This is a genomic window from Mycobacteroides sp. LB1 (genome assembly GCF_013449725.1).
Taxonomy (GTDB): Bacteria; Actinomycetota; Actinomycetes; order Mycobacteriales; family Mycobacteriaceae; genus Mycobacterium.
This window is the reverse complement of sequence record NZ_JACCFF010000005.1, coordinates 343,167-368,379: the sequence shown is the minus strand read 5'-3', so window position 1 is coordinate 368,379 and position 25,213 is coordinate 343,167. Positions and strand designations below refer to the sequence as shown.

Here is a 25,213-nt window from a genome sequence, read left to right as displayed (position 1 = left end):
GTAGGCCGAATTCCAGCTGCCCCAAAGTGATCGGGCTCTTCCGACGATGATTGGTATGGCGGCAACCCGGATCGTTTGACCATTGGGTCTACTCGAGGTGCTCGGCCACTGTTCGACGACCTGGATGGATCCTGATTGCGTGGCGCCTACCCGACGTAGATGTGTGGGTCGGGTGCGCGAACGCTGGGGCAGTCTTCACAACGGTGAGGGCCACTTCGGCACCCATGAGATTCAGACGGGGGATGTGCGTCATCTGACCACCCTCACACGGCCCCGACGACGTCGACTGCACCCACGCCAAATGCGAGGCCATCTATCACTATCCAGTACCCATCAGTACTGTATACTTAGAGTATCATATACTTAGTATATCCGATACTGGGTCTGTTATCTAAGGAGCTTTATGTCCGAGCCGCTGCCGCCGCGCGTTTTGGCGCGTTCGGAGTCCGTGTTCGTCCTTGCCGGTGCCACCGTGGCGCAGAATTGCTATGGCACGGGTGTGGTGGACGGGGCCGTGCTCTCGGATGCCTTCGCCGCCTTGGTTGAGATGTACCCGCTGCTGGGTGGCCGGATTCATTTGTTGCGCAAGGGTTTCGAAGTACGGTTCGAACACGGCAAGCAGCCGGAGGCTACGTTCTTTGACGTCAGTGATGCCGACGTCGGGAACTACCTGACGGCCCGCAAGTCAGCGTTACCAGTTGGGCGTGTTTGTGCGCTGCGGGTGTATCGGTCGAGTGAGAAGTTCCGCGTGACGTTCCTCTTGCATCACGCGATCGCTGATGCTGACGCCGCCCTGAAGTATCATCAAGACTTGTGGATGCTCTACACGGAGCGTATGCATGTAACGAAAGGCCTTGTGGAGCAGCGTGTTACACGGACGCCGCATCCTATACCTGCCAGTTCGGAATCTCTGCTGCGTGCGCGTGGCTATACCGAACCGGCATCCAGGCGCATGATGGATCTGCGTCCCGCCTATCGTGGGCGCGGTTGGATCTGGACCGCGTTCCGGCCGCGCCGTGCAGAACGGGGGCGTGTTCACCTGTCGGTCGAACAGACCGACAAGCTTCTTGAGATAGGCCGCGCGAACGGGGTAACGCTACACGGGCTCGTCAGTGCCGCATTAGTGCTCGCCGAGCGAGAACTTTCAGGCAAGGCTGTACTGCCCGTTGCGATTTCCTCGTATGTGAACTTGCGCTCCCGGATCACACCCCCGGTCGCTGCGGCAGAAGGCACCAACGTGCTGGGCATTGCCGAGATGATCCTTAGTGCAAACCAAAGCAGCGATGCGCTCGATCTTGCACGCCAAGTGGTCGCCGATATTAGCGATGGGCTAAAAACCAGCCGCATCCATCAAACCGCGTTCGTCCCCGAGGGTGACATTCGGCGAGTGCTTTCCATGATAGGGCGGTATTTCCTTCTCGTGGCGCTAGGAGGTTTGGTACCGACCTTCACCGCCATCCAGATCACCAACTGGGGTCGTATTCCCAGGTTTGAAACCCCAGATGGGCTGCATATCAACGATTTTCGTTGCGGTGTTGAACTCCATGCAGTCGTCGCATTCTTGGCCGCGCGGGGCGTGGCGGTGGTCGACGGACATATCTACTTCGTCAGCAGCTACAACGGACGATTGAGCATCGATTTCACAAAACTCGCCACCCGTAAGAACAACGCACGCAGAGTCGAACAGATACTGCAGTCCGAAGTCGAAAAACTCTTACCCACAACCGTCTCCGACGACCAGGCCAACCCTCACCCAAACCAAGCGTTACGGCCACAGGAGACACCGAAATGAAGTCGCTTTTCGATTCGCCGGGCTGGGGTCGGGAACAGATGGGGTTCACCAACGATGCACGCGTGTTCGATGTTGCGGGCAAAGCTGCGAACATCGAACCGTCCGCAGGCCTGTCGCCCCGGGCAGTGACCGCCGTGTTCTTCGGACCCAGTGCCGACATCGACGGCGACCACCTCGTCTACATCCAGCATATCCAGTTATTTGAGACACCGATTGCCGAACATACCCTGTTGGACAACACTATTCAGCAACTTTCCGCCGCCATCGCCATTGGCCAGCAGGAAGCCCACGGCGTAGGGGTCAAACTCGTTGACGACCCGGCCGGCAAAAAAGTTCATGCGTTGTCAGCGGCAATGAAGGTCCCGACACCACCCACAACCCAGTGGGCGGGCGCTGTGGTGGCCCTGCATGTTGTAAATGCACTCAACGTTCCACGCATCAACTTGGGTGCGGTTCGCGATCTAGCCACATGCCGACACTCGATCAACGAACTGTTCGCCAGCGCCTCCACCATCATCCAGGAGCTTCGCAACACCGACATAAACAAGGAGCTGAATTAGGCCAGATTGGCGATCGCGGCAGCGTGATGTCGGAGGAAAATGCGCCGACAACAAGGCGTCATTAATCATCTTGGAACCCAAAGCCCGCCAATGCCTTTCCGCCAGCCCAGGTTCGAACCGATCGCCACCACCAACACCGCGCCGATCGCCGCGACGGCGGCCAGCACATTGGATCCAGTAATTGTGGGTGCCAGTTTCAGGGTCAGCCAGGCAGTCATGATCACCAGCCCAGTACCACCCGCGACCGCACCGTATCAATTGAGGGGTTGCGGGTGACACGGGTGGAATGGGCGCTGACAGTGAAACGCAAAGACGAGTTGCTCCACGAAGTCCGCACGCGTGCCGTCCAAGATGCGGTAACACGCGCCCAGCAATACTCCGACGCTCTGGGGTTAGGCACGGTGAGCCCGGACTCGATTGCTGATGCCGGAATGCTCATTGCCGGTCTGTATCCCGCGGGCGAGGCTTCCACGGGGTCTATGCGGCCCCGATCTGGCGCAGTCGACGCAGAGCAGCTGGAATTGATCCCCGACGATATCGAAGTGACAGCCGTGGTCGATGCGCGGTTCGCCGCCGAGAGAACCCCGGCATGACAATCGTCAGGCCAACACAGTCTGGGGAGTCCTCAGGCGCTGAAGGCGACGGTGCTCCGTGTACCCCGACGTATCGTTCCAGTTGAATTGCTTGCCGATGCCACGCTGAGATCTGGGCGAGTTCGACACAGCTGGGGCCCCGCGGCTGGCATTCCTGAACCTTGACCGAATCGCTCCTGGGATGGTGAGAATGGTCCGGTAGGGCTCGACGACGGGAGTCGCGGTGGGACGAGGTACGAATCATCTGAGCGTGGCCCAGTTTGATCTGCTGCGGTGGGTCGCTGACGGGTGCAAAGACGGTGTGTACGAAGGCGGCTCGCATCGCGTTTCGGCGCGTGCGCTCCATAACCGCGGCTTCCTTCAGGTCTCAGGCAGCGGCACGACGTGGGCCGTCCAGATCACCCCGGACGGCACCCGACGCCTGCAACAAGAAGCCAAACACATTGAAACAGAACGAGAACGCGCTAGACGAGAGGAACAAGCCCGGGCCGAGCGCGAACGTGAGAGACAGCAACTGCGTGACCGGGCGATGAAATTGCTGCACGATGTTGTCGCGGCAGGCGGACGACTCGACCTCGGTCCCGGAGCCGATGCCAATGACGTTCGGGCGATCCAGAACGTTCTTGCTCAGTCAGGCTGTCTGCCAGAGGGACAACGCTTGGCCCAGGAGCCTACACGCATGGATCCGGTCCTTGGAGTGACGGTTTATCTAGAGCCAGATTTCGAGACAGTGACCGCGGTGCGCTCGTTTGGCGTTCCCCGCCAGCTCCGAGACCCGCACTCTTCTGTTGTGGAGTTCCAGAACAAGAAGGCGTTGGTGTCCAAGGCTGAGATGGGTCGTGCTGCGCGCTTCCTGCAAGCCTTGATATCGGCAGTGACCGAGGTTGGCTGGAAGATACCGTCGAATCCGGGCAACAGGGCTAGGAGTCGAGGCGAGCACATCCACGATCTTTGGCTCCGGCTTCCCTCGCGCGAACTCGTGGTCACCATCCGCGAGCTGACTCAAAGCGGTCGCCAGGTGCAGGCCTACACCATCGAGACCGACTACTACCTGCGTAATGAGCGCACGATCGTGAACAAGCATTTCCAACCGTCGGGAAATTTGGCAGTCACGATCGAGAAAGCCTGGGACAAAGAAACCGTTCTGTCCCTACAGGACGCCGCCGGTGCCTCGCTCGAAGAGCAGTTGCCGGTGCTGATCCGCAAGTTGGAGATCGGCGAGGCTGAAGCAGCCTGGTCCCGCCAGGAAGAGTCGCGGCGCGCGGAGATTCGCGAAACCCGCTGGGAAGAAGTGAAACAGGAGGCTTTCACGAAGCTCACCTATGAGCGCAACACCGAGTTGCTCCGTGACCAACTTGACCGTCGTCAGGCGGCCGCGGCCATGCGGACGTACGCCCGCGAAATCGAGGTACGCGCCGAGCAGCTCGACGCCTCGGCCGCGGACGAAGCCAGAAAATGGGCCGCGTGGATACGTCAGCACGCCGACCGCACCGACTCGATCAACGGGCCTCTGCAGCTCCTTCGCATCACATCCGCCAGTTACAACGACCTCGAACCCCACATGAATGGATGGAGCGCCTATAGCCCCCACCGGCGGTAGCCGCATAGGTGCCAGAGCCACGTTCCGGAATTGCCCGACACGCGTTCCGGCAGCCAGAACCCAACCCGCCGTGATCAGCGACATCGAGGTTTTCGACACGTCCCGTTACAGACGACTGGTCGATTGCCTGGGTGCGCCTACCGGCGCGGAAGATGGTCAGGTGAACAACACTTTGACAAGGACTGGGTCTGCGGTTTCCAAAGCCGCAGTACGGTCCGCTCGTGCTTACCCAATCGTGAATTCGGCCCACAACGGGTAGTGGTCGGAGATGCGCCACGAGAGTTCGTTTTTGGTGAGGTTGGGGTAGCAGTGCGGCACGAAGTCGAACGATCCGGCCCGTTTGGTGTAGGTCAGCGATTGCAGGAGCTGCGTGCCCGCGGGGGTGGAGAACCAGGCGATCTGGTCGTAGAAGTGGCGGGTGTGGTCGTTGTCAAAGATGGTGCGGCGCACATCATTTAGCTCTGCCGGTGGCCACAGGCCGGTCGACAAGAACGCGTCGAACAGCGGATCGCCCATGCGGTCGAGATTGAAGTCACCGAGTACCAGCAGGTTGGTGTTCCAGTCGGACTTGCGTTTGGCCCAGGCCAGCATCCACTGCGCGAAGGCTGTCAATTCAGGTAGCCGATCTTCGGGCGCATCGCCCCAGAGCACGTGAACGGTGGTCAAGATGAACTCGATGCCCCCGCGCTGGAAGCTGGCAGCGTAGGGGGAGCGCGCGAACTGGCGCACCGGATGATCGCTGATCTCGGGTAGCACCAGTTCACCCACGAGCCCAGATGGTTGAACCCGTTCGGTGTTGTAGACAAAGGCCAACCGCTCACCATTGCCGGCATCACCCTCGGTGACATCGGAGACAATGACCCGCCATTGCGGCCCAAGGGTCTTCAGCAGGAAGCGCAAAGCGGTCGGGTCGCGGCGAATCTCTTGCAGCGCCACGACATCGCATCGCCGGATCACTTCGGCGATGAAAGTGACAGCCCGCCAGTCACGTTTGGGTGAATCGCTTGTCCCGGCCTGCCAAGTCGAGCTCAGGCCACCAAAGGCCCGCAGATTCCAGGTGCCAACGATCAGATTGGTGTCAGTAGGCGGCGCGATCGTGTCGGCGACCGCATTACGCAGTGCGTCGCGCTGCGGCACGACATCCTGCGGCACGACATCCTGCGGCACAGCAGCCATGGATATATCGCAGCACAGAATGGGTCGCTGCACAGTCCGATACACCATACTCTTGCGGCTTATGCCCCCCGACTCGTCTGGCCCCGGTTGATGGCTACGGCGCGTCGGGGTTGCTCTCTCTGGGTGTCGTACGGTCGAGCCCGGTTCCGGGGTCCTTGCGACGTGGGTTCGGTGAGCTGTGCGCCGACTGCTTGGGATTCGGCTCCAGGGTAATTGGCATGTGCCGCCAGGGAACTCAAAGCCGATCATCAACCGACGTGTGCTGTCCAGGTGTTGCCGTCCCACCAACGCCATCGGTGCTCTCCGGTGGGGTCTTCGTACCATCCCGCGGGCGGCAGCACTTCGGGAACTGGCGGGGGTTCGGCGGCAAGATGCAGATCATCATTGCTGCTCAATATTTCGGCTGCGGCACGCCGACGTTCCTCTGCCGTTGGCGGTTTGGCTGCCGAGATTCCAACCGCGGTAAGCATCGTGATGTCCAGTGTCCAATCGGAAGCTGACCGCGTCTGCCAGAGCTGGAACGCATCGTCGATATGACCGCGCGCTGTGTGGCTGTTCCAGCCGTTGACCGCTATGAGGTGCTCGAGCGCCTCGGCGCCGCGCCCGCGCAGCCTCGTGAGCCCAAAATGGGTCACTTCATGGCACAACGTGCACAAGCAGATCAGCCTCTTGAGGACTTGGACGTTTCCGGCCAGGAAGATCCATCGCTCGTGGGCTTCAAGGTAAACCCCTGCGGCCGAATCGCGTTCGCCCCCGCATGCTTCGCATCGGTATCCCGCCCTCCGATAGATCATCAAACGAAGCCGCTCCCAATCACGCGGTGAGACACAAGAGCGCACATTCGTGAACCAGCACGAGGACGGCACCAGATCGACAAACAGCCCGGAACCGAACTCTCGGTTCTCGCCGGGAAGCAACTCCGGTAGCGGCATCCATCGGGCCAGATCCTTATCGGAGCCAGTTGGTGCGTACCAGCTGCGGGCCTTCTGATCCCACCGTGCCCCTAGTCTTTTCGCGTCATCCTTCTCCGCAAAAGGCACATCGAGCCAAAGCCTCGAACTATCGCTGACAGCAGGCATCTATCCGCCTCGGGGTCCCCACTGTCGCGGGGTCGGTAAAGATGCCCTCGGCCATGACCGCAGGATAGTGAATACCGGCGCCAGCCGACGACTTTCAGGCTGCCTTGCCAGCAGGCGCGGTGGGCTTTAGCGGGATAGGACCAAGAGGTCGCCGCCAGCGAACTCGGCTCTACACACGCTGCGTTGGGTGTGCGCTAGGGCTGGGTTTCGGTGCAGATGGTGTAGAGGCGTACGGGGTGGGCGAATCCGCCTTGACTGCAGTCGTGGGTGTGGTTGACGTTACGGAAGACTCGTACCGGTTTCTCTTTGTTGGGTATGGCGGGGTCGTCGCAGGTGGTGTTGATGATTTTCCCGGGGGTGATGGCTAGGCAGCGGCCGGTTTGCCATGCGTAGTCAAGGCATGCGGTCCATTGCCCGTCCGGTCCGTTGTGGTAGTAGCTTTGGTCGGCATCGCCGACGCATTCACTGGGGTGGCTGACTTGCTGGATGATTTTGACGTTGCTGCGGTCAGAGTCGCAGGGCAGGACCGTCAGGGTTGAGCGTGCTGAAGATCCGCCGAGTTGCGCGCAGGCACCTACAGGCGCGGCGGTGTCTGCTGTGGAGACCTTTTGTGTGGGGTCGGGGTACTGGCGGGGCAGGATTGTGAAGTCAGGTGGTGCCAGGGGAACTTTGTCGAGGTCGTTCCACGCCTGTTGCCAGGCCGCCGCTATTTCTTTGTCGGTGAACTGGCGAGGTAGCCATCCTTGGCTGATGGCTAGGTAGTCGGCACCGACAGCGACGGCAGCCACTATCGCAACTACACCGGCGGCCAGGGCGCGGCGGCCGGTGTGCGAGGTGCGTGTGGCGAGCAGCCAAGCCGCTGCCACTGCTAGCGCGGCGACCAGGAACCACCAAAGGCCATGCCCGGCACGGCGCCACCAGATCATGTCTGCGACAGCGAGGGCTGCCACAGCCACTAGGGCTGCACCCGCAGCTAAAGTCCAGCGGCGAATCGGTGGGCGGCTCATCTCCCGATGGTGGCTGGCAGACTGGACTGGGCCCGTGACGGGGTCGTCGTCGAGCTGTTCGCTTCGCTGCGTGTCGTCGGTGCCGTTGTTCATACCGTCAGTCATTTTCTGGGCCTTACCGGGTGCTGCTGGCGGGAGGATTGCCATGTTCGGACTGGTAGCGGTCCAGCGTCTTCTGCCATAGCCGACAGCCCACCGATCCTCCCAGCCGCGCTACGACGCGGGTACCAATTTCGAAGCTGTTCGTCCATTGGTTGTTGGGGTCCGGGTTGTAGTCGTTGTCGTGGATGACGATGTCGTGGTTTTGCGCCACGTCGGTGTTCCCGGCCCACTGAGTGATTCCGAAACCGTGCGCCTTGTCCTCGACGATCTTGACAGCGGCCGGCCACACATCCTCGGGGATCGGGCCACTGAACAGTGCAGAGCGTGTGTTACGGGTTACCGCCAGCACAGAGTCGCCCGCCCAGATTGTCTCCGAATCCATGCTTTGGAGGCAGCTAGCCCAGTGCAGTCCGTCGTCGTGCCATTTCCAGGTCAGGCCAGGCACCAGAGCAGCGATCTGGTCGGCCATCTCGGCGATGGCGGCTTCAGCAGTGGCGTAACCGGCTTCCGAGGAGCCTTTCGGAGCCAGCTTCGCGATCTCTTCCTGGAGGCGCTCAGCACTCATCGAACCCTTATCCGAGCCGCCGCTACCGCAACCGCTCATGACCAGGACCGCAGCCAGCAGTGCCGCAGCCCCGGCACCCCAGCGTGACCGTGAACGTCTGGACGTGGCATACACAGATCCTCCTGCGTGGACGTTATCGCGATACTTTCGCACCTGGAACCTCACTTCATTTCCTTAGTGACCGTGCCAGTTTTTCCCGGTATCGCCAGCCCCGGCTGGTTGATAAGCACGGTAGCCAAGTTGTATCCCGACATGCGCAACACGTTGTTCGTGCCCGTGCGCGGATACTCCGAATGCCCGTAGGCGCGTTCTCGGAACTGGTTATCCAGCGGGCTGCAGCCTCCCTGGTCAGCGAGCAGCTGCTTGAAATTCCCCTTGTAGGGGCTGGGCCACAGCGGGTTGATACCGCCGATCAGATCATTCTCGGCCAGCATCGCGAATACCCGATCGGGACTCATCCCCAGCCCGCCCGGTGTGCCTGCGGCCAGACCCGGCGAGCCATAGAGCACGGCGTAGTCGACGTACTCCGACGCGCCGTTCTTGAGAGCGTACGAGCTCAGCAGCGAACCGTACGAATGCCCGAAAAGGGCCACGGTCTGGTTCGGGTTGGTCGCCTGCATCAGGGATAGGAACAACTTCAGGTTCTGGGCCCCCTTTGCGGCCTTACCTGGGGTGGCGGCCCCCAGGTCGATGCCTGGCGCGTCGTAGCCGATCCACGCGATCGCCGCTACCGACTCGCCGCCGTGTCCGGACAACTGAAGTTGCTTACCGCCCTCCACGGCGAGGTTGTATGCCTCGGGAACCATGCTCGACAGCGACGAGGACGTCCAGCTGGTGATTCCGGGCACCGTCACCGAGACGTGATCGGCCACCGCCGGATTGCCCACCGAGATCGCCGCCAAGATCCGCTCACTGGTGTCCCACATCCCGCGGCCGGTGGTCGGTGTGCCTGGGCCGTTGAAATCCGCCAAGTATGTATTCGGCCGACTGTCTAGTGCAGCTTTGATTGCGTCGATTTCGCCCAGGCGGTCATTGATGTTGGACAGCTCACCGCGGTTACCGATATTGCGCCGCAAGAAGCTGTCATTAATCTCGTTTCGGCGGCTTTCCAGCCACTTCTTCTGCTCGGCCATCTGCGAACGCAGCGCGGTATCGGTGCCGTTGGGGCCCGATGCGATCGCCGATTCCGCCTGGCTAGCTGGCACATTGACGGGCTGTCCCTTGCATTTCTGGGATTCCTCGTCGTTGGACTGCTTCTGGTTGTTGCGTGGATTCGAGCAGTTGCAGCCGTCCTCGCCGGGTCCTTCCCGACCCGGTACCAGTTGCCCGCTAACACGAGAGCCACCGCTGGCACCGGGGGTCCACACCGTCTCCGCGATTTGGTAGTGCTGTCCAACTTCATCGCACTGCTGGCGCCGCTGCTCGGAATCCTGGCTGTCCCGGTCCTGCTGGTTCTGTTGCTGATCAGACTGCTGTTGCTGCTGATCGGCTTGCCGCTGTTGTTGGGGTTGCTGCTGCGAACCTTGTTGTGGCGTGTTTTGTTGCGGGGCTTGGTAGTCCGGGTTGGCTTGGCCGGGCCCTTGGGTGTACGGGGTGGCGGTTTGGTAGTCGGGGGGCTGGGTGCCGTGTTGGGGTTGTTGCCCGCCTTGTTGGGGCTGGCTACCTTGCTGCCCTGCTTGTTGACCGGCTTGCGGGGCACCGGAGTTATAGATGCTAATCCCGTTGTCCTGGTTCAGCGGTGGCTGGTTGCCGCCCTGGTAGTCGGGCATGGAGCTGGGCATCCCCGGGGGCTGGAATTGAGAGCCTCCGCCGTCCGTCATGCCACCGGTGGGCCCAGGCGGACCTGTGGGGTCCGCGGTGGCACCCGGTATCAGGTTGATGGCTCCGATGCCTGTCGGTTGGTCGGTGATGTGCCAGCCCGCCATCGCCACAGCAGTGACCGCAACGGCCGCGAGGCTGCGCCGGATACCCACGGGTACAGACGTTTTGCGCGACTTCATCAGTGTCATCAGCAGATGCCTTTTCTCTTTAAGGTCAGGTGTGGCAGTAGCGGTTGTTGTTTGAGGGCAGCCGTGATTGATCGGTGCCGGGGGCAACGGGTTGGCAGAGTGGGTCCGTCAAGAGGTTTTCTTTCGACCAGGCAGCATGGCCGTTGGCCACGTTCAGGCAGGCGTCGTATTGGTCGCCGGTTTGCCCGAAGGTGGCGGTGCATTGGGCGGACATGTTGGCGAACGCCTGGTTCTTACATGTATCCGCCGAATGCTGGGCAGGACTGACATCCAGGCACATGGCTTGACGTTGACACGAACCCAAAAAGCTTGCGGTACGACCGTCTTCGGAGCGGTACTCATTGGGCCCCGACAAGCACGTGGCGGCATGTCGCTGCGCATAGAGCGTGGCATCCACGTTCGCCGGTCGATGCGACCCGCCAGAATCCGCAAGGTAATCGGTTGGTGGGGCGATGATTTGCGCGGCCTTGACCGCTTCGGGGGCACCGCCGCCCTCCGGTAGACCGTCCCAGTCGCTGGCGAGCGTACCGGTGGCCGGGACCGACGAGGCGCGGTAGGACAGAGTGATAGTGATCGGGAACGCGAAAATATCGGCTGGGCCCATTTCCAACCGCAGGTTGGATTGCTGATACACGTAGTCGCCGTGGATCGCCGGCGTAATCTGCACCGGGTTGCCCTTAGCGTCTCGGGCGACCGGGACACTCACGGTGGCAATCGTGGTGGCGGGATGCCCTGGGGAAGCATCACTTTCGACTAAGACAGTGTTAACGCCCTGGCGCACGTGGGTGCCTTCGGGAACTCGCAGCCCGAACGTGAAATCCTCCGGGGCGAAAATGGTGCGCCGCATGATGTTCACATCCGCACCACCGCCGGCGAACGGGGTGATGCGGTAATCGGTGTCACGGGAGGTGAATGTCGCGTTTCCGCCCTCACCCCACGCAGCGGCTGACAGCTCGCGCTCATGCGGAAGATGCAGTGTGACCGTCTTGTTCCCGATCGCGGTCGGCAGCAACGTGCCATCCGTGGCGGACGGGGAGATGGTGGCATTGGAGCGTTCCCGAGCTGCCGCCAGTGGCGGGCCCACACCTGGCCCAAGACCCAGTGGGGTGTTTGTTTTCGCTTGTGCTCCACCAATGTTCTGCACGCGAGGCATGTCCTCGGGCTGGGCCACCGGGTACGGGATCGGCTTCGGTGGCGGGACTCCTGGATCGGCGGAGGCTCGCGCAGTGTCGAGCACGATCGCCGCAAGAACCGTCAGCACGGCCGCAATTGCGATTACTGCTATGTGCCAGCCCGCCCGGGAGCTCCGGCTCGTCCTCACGCACATATTCATCTACAGGTCCTTGGGTTCGCCGTAGATGGTTTGGGTGTCGTTGCCGTTCTCGGTGCGGATCCGGAACGTGGCGAATGATTGGATCTTCACCTGACCGCCACAGCCATCGGCTTCGACGTTCTGGGTGCGCACCCGCGAGACCGCTTTCATGTTCCTGAAGTTGATTCGGTCCATCGGCAGCTGAGCCAAACCACCCGGCTTGAGCAGGACACGCATGTAGCCGCCGATATGTTCTTGGGCACCTAAGGATCCGCCTGCCGAAGCGCCACCGAAACCGCCGCCGCCACCGCCGCTCTGGCTACCTTGTCCGTAGCCGCCGCCATACACCTGGCCGTTGACCTGCTGGGACAAGGTCAGACCGAGGTCGCCGCCGAGCTCGACCCCCGACGAGGAGTCGGTGCGGCAACCCACGAAGTACCCGGTCTCCAGTTGCGCGTCCTGAATGACGGCGCTGCCCTGGCCGGTGATGGTGGCCTCGGCCCGGTAGGAAACGCGCGCTTGCCAAGAGTTGCTGGCACCGGCGATGTTGTCGATGTGGTCGATGACTTCATCAGTCATCGTCAGCCCGACCGTCCAGCCGTCATCGGTGACGAACTGCTGGTACTGGTCCGGCATCGCCTGCGGATCGGCATGCGCTACCCCAGGGGCACTCATCAGTGACATCACCGCTGCAGCCGCGATCAGGCGATCACCCAGCACAGCAACACGCCTCAGCTGGTTACCCACACAAGCCTTGCACGTTCTTTTCACAGCATTCAACGCCGCGCCCCCCATGTCTGTATAAGCGTCAAGCTCGCCGCAACCGTAACTCATGGTGGTCTAGTGCGCAATGTAGGCAACATTGCAGGTAATAACGCTGACACTGCGTTCGCAATATTGGAACTGGCTACTAATTTACGACCGCAGTTCGTGGGTGACCAGACTGCATCCCATCCCTATTGTCGTTCCGATACGCGCATTGCCGTCAGTGCCCTGGCAAGCCGCTCATCACTGGCCGACCGCGTGTCGCGCTCTGCCGGTGTTTCTCTGCGATTCTTCCGACCGCGGACCAAGTTGATGGTTCATCGCTCGCACACACGACCACTGGTTTGGTGATGGGAACACCATCGGTTTAGTGATGGGACTGGGTATGCCGTTGCGGCCCGTGCAGGTAGGGGTTCTGGGGGCAGAGGTTGCCAACGTTTTGCGGGGATTGATCGCCCAGTAGCGTCTGGACAAGCTGCCGACATCCTGGCCGCCGCCGAGGCGGCCGCGCCACAACGCCCTGCCGACCACCGAACATACCCATGCGTGAGCACTACACAACTGGCACAAGGGGTTTAACGCCGGATAGATCGTCAAAGGAGACTATCGCCGTCGTTCGAGTGCGCAACTCGATGGTCCCGCCCGCGATCCCGCTATTGCTGATGTTCCTGACTAGGGCTTCGCCTGATGCTCCGATCGATCAGCTATCAAACTGGTAGCGTGAACTAGTATTTCCCAAGCTGTTTCGCTACAGTGAGCAACGCGCGGATCTGATCAACCCGCGGGTCCGGCCCCCGCACCCCCCTGTCGGGGCCGGACCACTCCAAGCCTTCACCGCTACATCCCGTACGGTCGCGCGACATCCACATTTACTTGGGCAATACACGCCAATAAGAAGTTGATTCGCGATTACTTCACGGTTGGTCCATCGGCTGTCCTTCGCCTTGCCGCCCTTCAGCGGAACGTCATCGATGGCCGTGGTCGGGATAAACGCTGCGGCGAGTGTGCTAATCGGATCACGAATCGCATCGAGTCGGCCACCGCGCGCAATGTCATCAAAGATATTGCACCGCAACACTACCGACAGGCATACGGCATCTCGATATCGACAGCCCTTTTGCCCGCTGCTTGCGGTGACTGCCCAGATTCGGATCCGAGTATTGGCCTGTGTTGGCAGGCAACCCGCGGATTGCCGCCCAACGTGCGCTGTCCAGGTGTTGCGATTCCCGCCAACACCATCGATGCCGGACGGCCGGGTCCTCGTGCCATCTCGCGTGCGGTAGCGCTTGGGGCCGCCGGGTCGGTACAGGTTCCCACGGTCGTGGCAGCGGGATAATGAATACCAGCGCCAGCCTACGACTTCCAGACTGCCTTGTGGCTTAGCTAGATAGGCCCAGAAGTCTCCGGAATTTGGTCGCCGCGTGGGGTGTGAGGGTTTCAAGGACACGATCCGTGGCCAGCTTGCCGCTCCCTGGCTTGCATCTGGGGTGTATGGCGGCGTTGGCGCAATACACCCGGCCCGCATCCACAGTTTTCCCTGTTGACCTGCGTAAATGGTCAACAATAATGACGATTCGTCTGCCTTCCTGCAGGTTTTCGTCGCCGCCTCGTAACAGGGGGGTGCCTGTGCGCGCCCGCCGCTCTATGTATGTAAAACCATAATGTTATGTCGCGATATATCGATAAGGACCCATACGCAAAGGACTTATCATTAGCTTAGCTAAATATATATACCTACCTGCTGTTTCCTTGAATATGCAGATATTCAGATTGGGGCGGCTGTGAGGTCTCCGCAGAGGCACCCCCCTGTTACGAGGCGTGGGCGCTTCGCCGCAGGTGTACACGGAAACTGTCCGCGAGGTTGACCATTTACACAGGTCAACAGGGAAAGTTGTGGGTTCGCACCGGCACGATTACGAACACGGCGGCGCCGAGATGAACAAATCGGAGATGGGGCAGAAATAGATGCCACAGGGGGACTGGGCGGGCGGGGATAATGACGGGAAGACCGCGGCGAGGCCATTCATGAACGGTCGATCAGCCTTGGTGGAACTCCTGTGCGGCCCAGTTTCTGCATACCTGACAAGCGTTGCCAGTGGCGTGGATGCGCTTGATGCTGAGCTACTCACAGCTCCCTTCTGCGAGGCAGTCGTAAAGGCGGTCCGCAAGATCGTTTGGTTCTGTCAACTTGCGATGGTCCCGGGTGGAATGCGCTGGCACTGCGTGTCAGCGCGCCGTTGAACGACGCCTGTTGTCGTTGATGTTGCCGCAGGTGGTTAAGGGACGGTGCGGGTGTGGCGGTAGGCGGTGGGGGTGGTGTTGAACCAGCGTCGGCAGGATCGGGTGAGCACGCTGTGTTCGGCGTAGCCGAGTTGGCGGCATATCTGGCTCAGAGGCAGATCGGTGTCGAGTAGTAGACGGTGGGCGATGTCGCGGCGGGTTTGATCGAGCACGTCGGCGAAGGTGGTGCCTTCGGCGGTTAGCCGGCGGCGCAGGGTTTTGGGGTGCAGGCCGAATTGTTGTGCGGCCAGGGAGGCAGTGAGGGTTCCGGTGGGCAGTAGTTGGCGGATGACGCTGGCCAGGGTGCCTGTCAGTCGGTGGCTGTGTTGGCCTGTGGTCGTGGACAGGTAGCTCAGGGCGAGTTGGTGGGCGAGGGGGTCGTGGGCGAGTGGCCGTTGCAGATCGGTTGCGTGCATGGTGAATCCGGCGATCAGTTCGTTGAATTGTGGTGGGCAGCCGAAGTAGTTGCGGTAGTCGGCTTTAGGGCCCAGCGCTGGGTGGGGTAGGTGTACGGCTACGGGCCGATAGGTGGTGCCCAGAAACAGGTGCAGCGCGAGCAGCGTGACACCAAGCGCCAGTTCGATGGCCTGAGCTTGCGGGGGGCGCGGGGTGAGCAGGAAGTCGAACTCGTACCGACCCAACCTCGGATTGGGGTGAGTGCTGATGCGGGTGGTGATGCCGGGACTGTAGGCGCTCATGTAGGTGTCCAGGACGGTGAAGGCGTCGGCGACGGTGGCGGCGGTGCGGGCCGCGAACCCGACCGGGCCGAGGATGTCGATGCTTTGGCGCCGTGCGAGCTGGCGACCGAAGTCAGTCACGTTGAGGACTACGGCCGCGTCCTCTACGGCTGCGATCGCGTTGCGTAGCGGGATGTATCGGTCGCGCTGCCCGATGTCGCTGGGGTCTAGGTTGGCCAGTTTCAGCACGGCGGCGGGGTCACCGCCCAGGGTGCTCACCAGCGGTGAGAACCCTGTCAGTGACGACCCTCGGACCAACAGCATGTCCATGAGAGTCAAGAAGATGTCCAGATATGTCAAGACGGCGCGGGTGGCGTGCGGCAAGGATGGTCGGGGTTCGATTCACCGCCGACGGTGACATGGACACGGGCCGGTGGTGTTTCGGCGCACCCGGTCAGCCGAGCGGTTTAGGTGAAGGGGTCCGAATTTGAAGGTTTCTGGTTCGTGGTGGCGGTGGTCGAGTGTGGTTGCCGTGGTGGCGCTCTCGGCGGCGATGACCGCATGCAGCGGCCATGACGGATCCGATAAGCGTGGGAAGGTGAGCGTGGAGCAGGTCCGGGAGATCGCGAAAAAGGCCTACATCTATGGCTTCCCGATGGTGGACAACTACCGCATCCAGTACTCCTATTTCGTAGATCGGCAGGATCCGAACTACAAGGGCGCCTGGAACCAGGTCCATAGCATCGCTCGGGTCGCCACCCCCGCTGACACCGCCATCCAGACCCCCAACTCGGACACGCCCTATTCTTTCGTGGGCGCCGATTTGCGGGCAGAGCCGTTGGTGCTGACCATCCCGCCGATCGAGGCAGGCCGCTACTTCTCGGTCCAGTTCATCGACGCCTACACCTACAACTTCGCCTATGTGGGCAGCCGCGCCACCGGCAACGGCGGCGGCACATTCCTGCTGGCCGGGCCGGGGTGGCATGGTGAGAAACCTGCCGGTATTACCGAAGTCGTCCAGTCCGACACCGATTTCGCGTTCGTCGCCTACCGCACCCAGCTGTTCGGTCCCGACGACATCGACAACGTGAAGAAGATCCAGGCCGACTACCGGGTGCAACCCTTGTCGGCGTTCCTGAATCAGCCGCCGCCGGCCACACCGCCCGCGATCGACTTCATCAAACCTCTAACACCCGAGCAGGAGAAGACCTCACCGGAGTTCTTCAACATCCTGAACTTCACGCTGCGCTATGCCCCGACGAAGCCAGCGGAGAAGGAGCTGCGAGCCCGCTTCGCCACTATCGGCATTGGAGCCGACGGCACATTCAACTCCGACACGCTGACACCGGAGACGCGGACCGCCATCGAGGACGGAATGGCCGACGCCTGGGCTGAATTCGACACCTTGCAGAAAGACAAGATCAACACCGGGCAGGTGACCACTGCCGATCTGTTTGGCAGCCCCGAGGAACTCGGCGACAACTACCTCTACCGGATGGCCGGGGCGGTGCTCGGGATCTACGGCAACACCAAGCAGGAGGCGATCTACCCGTACTTTGCCACCGACTCCACCGGGGTGCCGCTGGATGGGGCCAACAACTACACCTACAGGTTCGCCCCCGGACAACTGCCACCGGTCAAGGCGTTCTGGTCGCTGACCATGTACCGGCTGCCTGAAATCCTTCTGGTGGCCAACCCGATCAACCGATACCTGATCAACTCACCGATGCTGCCCACCCTCAAAGCCGACCCCGACGGCGGATACACCCTCTACATCCAGCACACATCACCGGGTCCGGACAAGGAATCCAACTGGCTACCTGCACCACAAGGCCCGTTCAGTCTCGTCGAACGGCTCTACTGGCCCGAGCAAGCCGCTCTCGACGGCACCTGGAAAGCACCCAAACCGCAGAAGGTCTAGAGTCCGTGTCGCGGCCATCACCGTTCGGCATGCAGTGTGCGGCCACAGCTGGAATCAGGGCTGTTCCGTGTTCACGTTCAGCGCACCTGAAAATCGCTATATTGTGCGAGTTTCGCTGCCAGGCAATCAGTATGAAACGGCATATTGTGGCGGTATGAGCGCAGTTCGGGGGTATCGCATGGCTGACCTCGTCGGCGGGGGCGTGTCCAGCGCAGAATTCACTCCTGTGGGCGACGGACGATTCCGGCTGGGAGTCAATGACGAGGACGGTTACGTCACAATCGAATTCGTGGAGCCGCTGGCATTGCACGCTGAATGCATGCCCGAGGTGTGGCCCACAGTCATCGACAGCGACGGCTATCTGACCAGAGAGGCCGCTAAGCGGGTGGCCGAACGGCTCCACAAGCTGCTCCCGTTGCCTAACGATGGAGTCGAGCACACCGACCGCCTGGAGCACGAAAGCGAGCCCACTCTCGGGCTGAGCATCTACAGCCCATACAGGCGTGACGAGACATTTGGGTCTTGGTTCGATCGTATTGGGCGGCAGTTGATCACGAGTGTCGTCAACCTCACCGAACCGCAGGCTGGCCAGTCTCCCTACCTGTTCCGGGTCTTGGACAATCGCTAGCCAACAACTAATTGAACGGCCCCTCTACCTGGGCGGGCGGGTCACGAACAAAGAGCCCCGCCTGACATTCCGTTGGTGGTAGACAGTGGACACCACGAAATCGTCTCGCGCCACAAGTAGATATGCACGCAGACACTGAGTCATAGTTGGTTGACCGGGACTCGCCAACTTATCCGTAGTGCCGGTACCGCCTACGCGTGGCGGTGGCGTCGAGTTCGGCGATAGTGGCGGCCCCAGCTGTTTTGGCAAGACATAAGGCAATCTTGGCAGCGGCGAGTGCATCGGAGCCAGCTTCGTGATGGTTGCCGAGTTTGATGTCGTAGTGTTCACATACGTTGGGCAGTCGGTGTTTCGGCAGCTCCGGCAGCAGTATCCTGGACCACTCCATGGTGCAGTAGTGGGTGGCGACATCATGACTGCGGCTGCACGCGGCCAACGCTTGTCGCAGGACATTCATGTCGAACTTCGCGTTGTGGGCGATGACCGGCAGCCCATTGCTCAATAAAGCGAGCAGATCCGGAATCCGGTCCTCGAACGTTGGTTCCGCGGCAACCGTGGCTGCGGAGATTCCGTGGATTTGGACGTTACGAGAGTTGAATTGCCTGTGCCCGGCCGGCGGGCGACACAGCCACGAACCCTGTTGTTCGATCCGCCCATCGCGTACGGTAGTCCAGCCAATAGCGCAGACCGAGGCATAGTTGGGGTTGGCGGTCTCAAAGTCAATAGTGGTGAAATTCATTGCGGTCTAACTCCTTTTGCGTTTCAGGACGAGGCGATCAGCTAGATGGTTGAGTCGCCGTCGTCCCATGACAGTGTTGGCGTGGGGCAGGGGAGGCCGAGTTCGCCTGGGGCGGCGAGGATATCGAGATTGCGCAGGCACACGCCAAGTTGGCCTTTGTAGGCCAAGACCCATCGCCCGACCCCGACCATGGGCGCGGAGGTAGCGACTACAGCGGGTCCGATCACGTCAAACCAGCCCGCGTAGTCCTCGAATGTCGCGCGAACAACGGTCCCGTGCTCTAGTTCGCGGGCAGGATCTGGCGGCCCCTGAGCGGGTGTTGAGCGCTCAGAGACGTCAAAACGCAACACATCACTGGCAGGGCGGCCATTGGTTTCGATTGAGAACACACTCAATACCAACTCGCCATGACAGGCGCGGCGGATATTCCCCCATGTGCAGTACACCCCGAACATGGGGTTCTGGAATGTGGCTCCTATGCGGTCGCCCACCGTCATCTCGCTGATCTGCAGCTTCATTTCGGCTACCGGCCGGCGGGCAGGTGGGGTAAGGAGCCGGGCGACCTCTTCGTTGGCATGCGTCACGCCGCAGAGTATTTATGGCCTGAGCCACTTTTTCGGGGAAATGGCGAACATCGCGGGCAACGTTTCCATCTTGCACGTAGCGCGTACCACATTGGGCCACAACGAATTTGAAAGTCACCTAGTTAATTTGAAAGTTCAGGTGCGGGTTCGGCCGAGCTGAGCGGCAGGTACCTTGGGATGAAGTGAGTGCGATTGAAGATCTCTGTAGCGCGCCCAGCCAGCACGGACGCATCGTCAGCGTCGTATTGCTTATGGAGTTGGGCTGGAACGCTTTTCATGCTGTAGGCGTAGCCGACGGACATCGCGCTCAACGCAGCCAACGCGGTGGGCGGCCACCGCCGCCGGAATCGACCGGTCCAGCAGCACCGCCAACTCGTCGGATGAGAACTTGGGTTCGTCTTCCCACGGCGCGTGGTCCCAGCCCGTGTAGTAGGACCCAAGGAACGGTGCGTGGTCCATTGAGCTTCCCGATTCTTTGTACCGTGATGCCTAACAGCGTCAACGCAAGTTCTCGTCTGCTCATTTGGGATCTGACGAGCGTTGCCTACATTGTCCGCAACGCTAGCAGGTCACGGGGCATCGGCGGTGGCGGTCGTGTAAACGTCGGGTGTCAATCGGCCTGGCCGCCTGCGGGCAACTCGGTTCCGCGGGATACGTGCGTAACAAGCAATAGTTGATTTTCCACAAGTTTCTCTTGTGAAAACGAACTCTCTATGCCGCAGATCGTCGGCAATTTCGTTTGGGCGCAGAGAATTCCGGTGATTCGTGAGCCTGTCGATCAAGGGTGGTTTCGACAGATTTCACGTCTCGGGAATGCCGGTGACCAGATCGGGCTCGCGAGATCCCTTTCGGTCGACTCCACTCAATCATGTTCCAGTGGAGTTGTATTGGGTGCCCGAGTGGAGTATCTAGCGTCCAGTCGACCCGCTCAGATGAGACTGGTAGTCCCAATTATTCACCGATGCAATGGAATTGATCACACGTAGCGTGCGGGATGTAACGCTCAAGGTGGAGCCTATGGGTGAGAGTATGGGCTGGTGCATGAGGAAGCTGCGGTTGCGCAGGCCCGGGTATTGCTGGTATCGCTCTACGAGAACATCAATGAGGTTTCGCGGACTATGGCGAAGATTGAACACCAGATCCGGTACCGGCCGCGCCGCCCGGTACTGTTGCGTGATCAGCGTCGCCGTATGGATGAGTTGCGCAGGGAATTGTATGAAGCGCACCGTCTCGTCGATGGCCTACATGAGCGATTTCCTTCTGCGCGAAGCGAAGTGAGTACGGGCTCGGCGATAGGGGGGAGGTGTGTTGTGGAGTCTGAGGCGGTGGGCAACTATGGGGCGGAACCGCTCGGCATCCGGAGGCGCGGTTAATGTCAGCCCACGGGGTTGCGGGGTATGTGAGCGGTTGCCGGTGCACGCTATGCGTCGAAGCGCAGTACGAACGGGAGAGGGAGATCGCAGCAGCCGAACGGCGCCGATGGGCGGAGCTCGCTCCGCGCTCCAGACGTTCAGGTAAGGGGTCCCGTGTGCAGAGGCGGGCCGTTCAGCGGATGCGCGCTGCCGCCGAGCGGCAGGCCAAACACCAGCAGCGGCGCCGCCGCGCAATCGAGGCCGCGGAATACGCGTGGTTGCTGGCCGACGACCACAGTGCGATAGTCCGAATCCGTCGGCGTATCGGAGCCTTGGTGAGACACGCCGGCGCGGGTGCGCTCGATGAGTTGCTGTGGCGTCAGCTACTGGAGACCCGTCAGCTTGCCGAGAAACATGAGGCCGAAATCGAGACGTACTTACAGATAGACCCAAGATGATTAGGCTCCGCGCGCTGTACGCCCACTCGATCTTGTGCCCGTAGTGGGGCGGAAGGTTCGGTATCAGCGCGTATGTAGCTGCTCACGAGCCGTCGAGGCGCGGTATCTCGTTGATCCGCCTCGGTGTAGAGGTGCTCCCGAGAGTCCATCTCAAAGATGCAGGTGGGGAAGTTGCGGTACCAGGCGTTCAAGGGCCTTCTCGAGGATGCGATGGACAGGCACATGGCTCAGGGGTTTGGAGGCAAATCCGGATAGGGTGAATGAGAGGTTGGTTCCGTCGCCTGCTTGAGAGAGTGCCCAGATACCGTGAAATGTACGGGGATTGGCGGCGATTGATGTGAGCCGGAATGCGAGCTGCTCGTTGGGGCGGACGTTAAGGAATTGACAATCGAAGTGACCGGCGAAGGCTGTCCCGGGTATAGCTGCTGTCTTTATGGACAGCGAAAACCCGGTCTGTGGGGTAATCGGCCCGTCTAGTTCCAGGACCCAGTCGGTCAGAACGAACTTTTCTGATGTAATGAGATTCCAAACTACCTCTGGCATATGGGGATAGAACCGTCGTGTCGTGAAGGACCGCTTGTATCGGTTGTCCATATGCTGACTCCTATCACGAGTGTCTAACGAGGATTGGCAGTGTGCCGCGCCGCGGACGATGAGTGGTAGCCGTCGGGTGCCGTTGCGGATGTAGTGCTTCTAGCTACATCGTGGAACAAATCAACGGTTGCAGGTTTGAGTGCCCTGGCCCAAAGGGGTTACTCCTGGCCGATATCGAGCTGTGTGAACTTTCCGCTCTCGTCGGGGACAAATCGGAAGAATGTCTGGAAGTCTCCCCAGGTGTCGCTGTGGAATTGACCGGTGACGGTGTGCCCGTCCTCGCTGACCCGCTCAATCCGGGTGAAGTATTCGTTGCCGATTTCGGCGCTGAACGCGCTGAAATCGCGCGGTGCTCCGTCGTCGGTGAGAGCGGGTTCCTCTACGAACGCTGCTAACCAGCCGCCGCTATCTTTGTTCTGCCAAGCCGTGAGTGCGTTGCGCACTGAAGAATCGGCCACCAGCTCCAAATCTTTTGTGGGAGATGACATAACAGCCTCCTTGATTTCTGTTTGAACCTCTTGGGTGGGAATGGGCGCGTGGTCTATGTGGTGAGGGTGGCGCGGATGTTGGTGGCCTGGATGTCGATTGTTTGTGGTCCGTTGCCGGTTACCAGACCGATCTGCGGGTTCGGCAGCAGGATCAGTGAGGTCGGAATAGCGGCTGTTTTCACGGTGAATCCTGCTTCTCGCAGGCCTTCGTCGACGAAATACTCCAGCCGGGTAGGCCCAGGAGGGATGTGAACGTATCCCTGGTCGAGCATGCCGGTTTCGCCTTCTCGGCCGACGGTGGTGACTTCGGCGGACAGGAAGGCGTTGTCCTGGACCCCGTACGGGGTGCCGTTCTGATCCACACGCCAATTCGTTGAGGTCAGGGCGATGGGAGCGTGACAGATCAGGGAGATGTAGACGCCGTTCTCCCGCGCCAGGTGCAGCACTTCACCAAGCCAGCGGTTTTTGTGAAAGTCGACCATCGGGGCGTGCCCGCCGGGTGCGTGGATGAAGTCGAAATCGGCGAAGCTGAAACTGTCCGAGGGGTCGCGATGTCTGCGAATCAGCTCCGGCAGTGAGGCATATGGCTTGGGCTGCAGGGCTTGCACTCGGCGTACCAGCTCGGGGCGGAACGCGAGGACTTCGGCGTCGGTGCAGGGCAGTGGGTCGGTGATGGGCAGCTGTCCGAGGTGGCGCTCGAGGAGCTGCAGTTCGCGCTCCCGCCGTTCGACCAGGCCGGCGTATTTGTGCCGGTAGGCGTCGATGTTGAAATTAGGATCGGTGAACTGCTGCACCGAATCCGCATAGACATCAGTCATTCTGTCGGTTGCGTGCCACGGGAGAGAGAAACCGTTGGTATCGATCTGCGGCACTTCACCGTCCGGGGTGGCGAAGGTGAACGTGTAGTCATTTTCAAACTCCGCGAGTACCTGTGCCAGCTCGACGTGAAAGAACCCGATCGGGATTGATGGCACAGAGACAGGCTGGGTCAGCGGCAGTCGGCGCGCCGACGACAAGATGATCAGCGCACGGCGCCTGGTGGTCGCATTGGGCATGAATAAGCTCGGCTCGTTCCTGGCTGGTGTGGCGACGAAGGTGGTGGCTGTGTGTGGTCTAGTTGATGGTCGAGAGAATCCCGCCGTTCACATAGAGTGTCTGCGCGGTTGTCCAGCGGCTTTCGGGGAGCACCAATAGCCTTGCTACGGGCAGGATGTCGTCGCCTCGCCCGATCTGCCCATTGATGCTCATCGACTGCAGCCAGTCGATGTTCGCATCGGATTCCGCCGGGTAGAAGAAGCTCGTCTGCAAGGGTCCGGGTGCGATGCAGTTGACGGTGATCCCACGGCCGCCAACTTCTTTGGCCAACGCTTTGGTGAAATGTTCGACGGGGGCCTTGGATCCGGCGTAGGCACTGTAGGTGGGGGCCAGTGCGCCGACCATGGCGGTGATAAAGCTCAGGATGCGGCCGTCATCGGCCATTCGGCGCGAAGCCTCGCGCATCATGAAGAACACCGTCTTGGCGTTGGTGTTGAAGACGGCGTCATACTCGTCTTCGGTGATGTCGGCCAGGGGTTTGCGCACGATCATCCCGGCGGTATTGATGAGGATGTCCCATTGTCCGAACGCCTCGAAAGTGAAGTCGATCAGTTTGGTGCAGTTTGCAGGCACCGCCAGGTCGGCCTGGAAGCTCACCGCCTCGCCCCCGGACTCCTGGATCTGACTGACCACCTCGGCCGCCTTGTCCTTCTTGTTGTCGCTGCGATAGTGCACCACAACCCGGGCCCCATCGTGGGCGAGCGTCCGGGCGAGCGCGGCACCCATATTCGCTGAGGCACCGGTTACCACGGCCACTTTCCCGGCCAAGGGCCGCTCCGTGGGGCGGTACGGCTGCACTGTCTGGATCGAATCCGGAATCTCTACCATGATTAGTCCTTTCGTATGTAGTGCTTGGTGACGGGTTAGGCGATGCCGGATAGTGCCTCAGCCAGAGGGGTGAGCACCGACGGGTCCAGCGGGAGTGGCAAGTAGATGACGGCGGCATCCAGGCCGGCGGCACCGAATGCGGCGATTTCATCTGTCAGGCGCGAAATGTCGTCACGAGAACCCGATGTGAGCCACACGTGGGCTGAGGTCAGGATCTCCGAGGGGTCGCGCCCCAGCTCCATGCAATATGTATGCAGCACATCGCGTTTGCGAGCGAATTCGAGGGGTGTGCCGGTGGGGAAGTTCCAATGCTGCGCGTACCGCGCGACGAGAGGCAGCGTCCGCTTTTCTCCGTTGCCGCCGATGAGAATCGGTGGATGGGGACGCTGTGGCCCCTTGGGTTCGCAGTAGGCGTCGGTGACGGTGTAGTACTGGCCGCGGAAGCTGGTGGTCTGCTGGGAGAGCAGGTCAATGATGATGTGGCAGGCCTCGTCGAAACGGTCGAATCGTTCTGTCAGCGAGCCAAGTTCGATCCCGTAGGCGTTTGATTCGTCCTCATTCCAGCCTGCACCTAGGCCCAGCTCGAGCCTCCCGCCCGAGACGATATCGGCGGTGGCGGCCATGTTCGCGAGCACTGCGGGATGGCGGTAGTGAACGCCGGTGACCAGGGTTCCCAGACGCAGCCGGGTGGTCTCCCGCGCAAGTGCGGCCAGCATCATCCAGCCCTCTAGACAGGGCCCACTGAGGTTCGGCACCGATTGCGTGGGGGATGTGATCGGGTAGAAGTGGTCGAACAGCCAACCGGTATGGAACCTCTCGATGCCGTCGGCTTCCTTCCACACCGCCAGGATCTCGGACCAGGTGGTGTTGTGGTTGGCGGTCTTGATATCGAAACGCATTGCTGTGCACTGCCTCTCCGCCACCTGGATAGCGTCCGCTGTCGAGCGTAAAAGTTTGGAAGGTGTGGGGACCACCCGGCCGTGAGGCGGCAGGCGGTCCCCACACCTGG

Annotated in this window: 24 protein-coding genes; 7 read left to right on the top strand and 17 right to left on the bottom strand. The window is 61.0% G+C overall.

Features of this window, described 5'->3' with window-relative positions; translation table 11 throughout:
• Nucleotides 1-403 precede the first annotated feature (403 nt).
• A complete protein-coding gene (locus MLB1_RS20015; protein WP_219603328.1) occupies nt 404-1,792 on the top strand; it encodes an acyltransferase in 1,389 nt (462 codons plus the stop codon).
• Nucleotides 1,789-2,352 (top strand): hypothetical protein, encoded by a 564-nt coding sequence (locus MLB1_RS20010; RefSeq protein ID WP_180751566.1) that lies wholly within the window; start codon nt 1,789-1,791, stop codon nt 2,350-2,352. Before MLB1_RS20015 ends, MLB1_RS20010 begins: the two co-directional genes overlap by 4 nt.
• 65 nt (nt 2,353-2,417) lie before the next feature.
• Here the strand turns inward: MLB1_RS20010 and MLB1_RS20005 are convergent, their stop codons facing one another.
• Nucleotides 2,418-2,570, bottom strand: coding sequence for a hypothetical protein (locus MLB1_RS20005; RefSeq protein ID WP_180751565.1), 153 nt, complete (start codon nt 2,568-2,570; stop codon nt 2,418-2,420).
• A 54-nt stretch (nt 2,571-2,624) separates the two neighbouring features.
• On the opposite strand from MLB1_RS20005, the gene MLB1_RS20000 reads away from it, so the two are divergent.
• Nucleotides 2,625-2,945: an SIMPL domain-containing protein gene (locus MLB1_RS20000; protein ID WP_180751564.1), complete on the top strand. Its 321-nt coding sequence runs from the start codon at nt 2,625-2,627 to the stop codon at nt 2,943-2,945.
• A 250-nt stretch (nt 2,946-3,195) separates the two neighbouring features.
• Nucleotides 3,196-4,545 (top strand): hypothetical protein, encoded by a 1,350-nt coding sequence (locus MLB1_RS19995; protein ID WP_371750665.1) that lies wholly within the window; start codon nt 3,196-3,198, stop codon nt 4,543-4,545.
• A 225-nt stretch (nt 4,546-4,770) separates the two neighbouring features.
• On the opposite strand, the gene MLB1_RS19990 is transcribed toward MLB1_RS19995, so the two are convergent.
• The 8 genes from MLB1_RS19990 to MLB1_RS19955 form a co-directional block, all read right to left on the bottom strand.
• Nucleotides 4,771-5,721 (bottom strand): endonuclease/exonuclease/phosphatase family protein, encoded by a 951-nt coding sequence (locus tag MLB1_RS19990; protein WP_180751562.1) that lies wholly within the window; start codon nt 5,719-5,721, stop codon nt 4,771-4,773.
• Nucleotides 5,722-5,969: 248 nt separating this feature from the next.
• Complete coding sequence (locus MLB1_RS19985) at nt 5,970-6,800, bottom strand: DUF5710 domain-containing protein (protein ID WP_180751561.1); 831 nt, start codon at nt 6,798-6,800, stop codon at nt 5,970-5,972.
• A 194-nt stretch (nt 6,801-6,994) separates the two neighbouring features.
• On the bottom strand, nt 6,995-7,912 hold the full coding sequence (locus MLB1_RS19980) for a hypothetical protein (RefSeq protein WP_180751560.1): 918 nt from the start codon (nt 7,910-7,912) through the stop codon (nt 6,995-6,997).
• 10 nt (nt 7,913-7,922) lie between these two features.
• The gene (locus tag MLB1_RS19975; protein WP_180751559.1) at nt 7,923-8,588 is read right to left on the bottom strand and encodes an LppA family lipoprotein; all 666 of its coding nucleotides are present in this window, start codon (nt 8,586-8,588) and stop codon (nt 7,923-7,925) included.
• Nucleotides 8,589-8,635: 47 nt separating this feature from the next.
• Complete coding sequence (locus tag MLB1_RS24320) at nt 8,636-10,483, bottom strand: alpha/beta hydrolase (protein WP_180751558.1); 1,848 nt, start codon at nt 10,481-10,483, stop codon at nt 8,636-8,638.
• 25 nt (nt 10,484-10,508) lie between these two features.
• Entirely contained in the window at nt 10,509-11,810 is a 1,302-nt protein-coding gene (locus MLB1_RS19965; RefSeq protein WP_180751626.1) for a hypothetical protein, read from the bottom strand.
• A gap of 6 nt (nt 11,811-11,816) precedes the next feature.
• Nucleotides 11,817-12,479 carry an MspA family porin gene (locus MLB1_RS19960; protein WP_180751625.1) on the bottom strand — a complete coding sequence of 221 codons (663 nt, stop codon included), beginning with the start codon at nt 12,477-12,479 and terminating at the stop codon, nt 11,817-11,819.
• A gap of 2,357 nt (nt 12,480-14,836) precedes the next feature.
• Nucleotides 14,837-15,877, bottom strand: a complete 1,041-nt coding sequence (locus MLB1_RS19955) for an AraC family transcriptional regulator (protein WP_255486030.1) — start codon at nt 15,875-15,877, stop codon at nt 14,837-14,839.
• 193 nt (nt 15,878-16,070) lie between these two features.
• Between MLB1_RS19955 and MLB1_RS19950 the strand changes: the two genes are divergently transcribed.
• The gene (locus tag MLB1_RS19950) at nt 16,071-17,438 is read left to right on the top strand and encodes a DUF1254 domain-containing protein (RefSeq protein ID WP_180751623.1); all 1,368 of its coding nucleotides are present in this window, start codon (nt 16,071-16,073) and stop codon (nt 17,436-17,438) included.
• Between the two features lie 154 nt (nt 17,439-17,592).
• Nucleotides 17,593-18,066 (top strand): hypothetical protein, encoded by a 474-nt coding sequence (locus MLB1_RS19945; protein WP_180751557.1) that lies wholly within the window; start codon nt 17,593-17,595, stop codon nt 18,064-18,066.
• 169 nt (nt 18,067-18,235) lie between these two features.
• Here the strand turns inward: MLB1_RS19945 and MLB1_RS19940 are convergent, their stop codons facing one another.
• The 3 genes from MLB1_RS19940 to MLB1_RS19930 form a co-directional block, all read right to left on the bottom strand.
• A complete protein-coding gene (locus tag MLB1_RS19940; RefSeq protein ID WP_180751556.1) occupies nt 18,236-18,805 on the bottom strand; it encodes an exonuclease domain-containing protein in 570 nt (189 codons plus the stop codon).
• Between the two features lie 41 nt (nt 18,806-18,846).
• Complete coding sequence (locus tag MLB1_RS19935; protein ID WP_180751555.1) at nt 18,847-19,389, bottom strand: hypothetical protein; 543 nt, start codon at nt 19,387-19,389, stop codon at nt 18,847-18,849.
• 249 nt (nt 19,390-19,638) lie between these two features.
• A complete protein-coding gene (locus MLB1_RS19930) occupies nt 19,639-19,848 on the bottom strand; it encodes a hypothetical protein (RefSeq protein ID WP_180751554.1) in 210 nt (69 codons plus the stop codon).
• Between the two features lie 1,069 nt (nt 19,849-20,917).
• Here MLB1_RS19930 and MLB1_RS19925 point away from each other — a divergent pair.
• Nucleotides 20,918-21,199, top strand: coding sequence for a hypothetical protein (locus MLB1_RS19925; RefSeq protein ID WP_180751553.1), 282 nt, complete (start codon nt 20,918-20,920; stop codon nt 21,197-21,199).
• 150 nt (nt 21,200-21,349) lie between these two features.
• On the opposite strand, the gene MLB1_RS24315 is transcribed toward MLB1_RS19925, so the two are convergent.
• The 5 genes from MLB1_RS24315 to MLB1_RS19900 all read right to left on the bottom strand — a co-directional run bounded on the left by MLB1_RS24315 (nt 21,350) and on the right by MLB1_RS19900 (nt 25,103).
• Complete coding sequence (locus tag MLB1_RS24315) at nt 21,350-21,742, bottom strand: SRPBCC domain-containing protein (protein ID WP_180751552.1); 393 nt, start codon at nt 21,740-21,742, stop codon at nt 21,350-21,352.
• A 209-nt stretch (nt 21,743-21,951) separates the two neighbouring features.
• Complete coding sequence (locus tag MLB1_RS19915; RefSeq protein ID WP_180751551.1) at nt 21,952-22,281, bottom strand: hypothetical protein; 330 nt, start codon at nt 22,279-22,281, stop codon at nt 21,952-21,954.
• Nucleotides 22,282-22,334: 53 nt separating this feature from the next.
• The gene (locus tag MLB1_RS19910; protein ID WP_255486029.1) at nt 22,335-23,336 is read right to left on the bottom strand and encodes a hypothetical protein; all 1,002 of its coding nucleotides are present in this window, start codon (nt 23,334-23,336) and stop codon (nt 22,335-22,337) included.
• Between the two features lie 58 nt (nt 23,337-23,394).
• Entirely contained in the window at nt 23,395-24,204 is an 810-nt protein-coding gene (locus MLB1_RS19905; protein WP_180751550.1) for an SDR family oxidoreductase, read from the bottom strand.
• A gap of 35 nt (nt 24,205-24,239) precedes the next feature.
• Nucleotides 24,240-25,103, bottom strand: a complete 864-nt coding sequence (locus MLB1_RS19900) for an LLM class F420-dependent oxidoreductase (RefSeq protein WP_180751621.1) — start codon at nt 25,101-25,103, stop codon at nt 24,240-24,242.
• Nucleotides 25,104-25,213 lie beyond the last annotated feature (110 nt).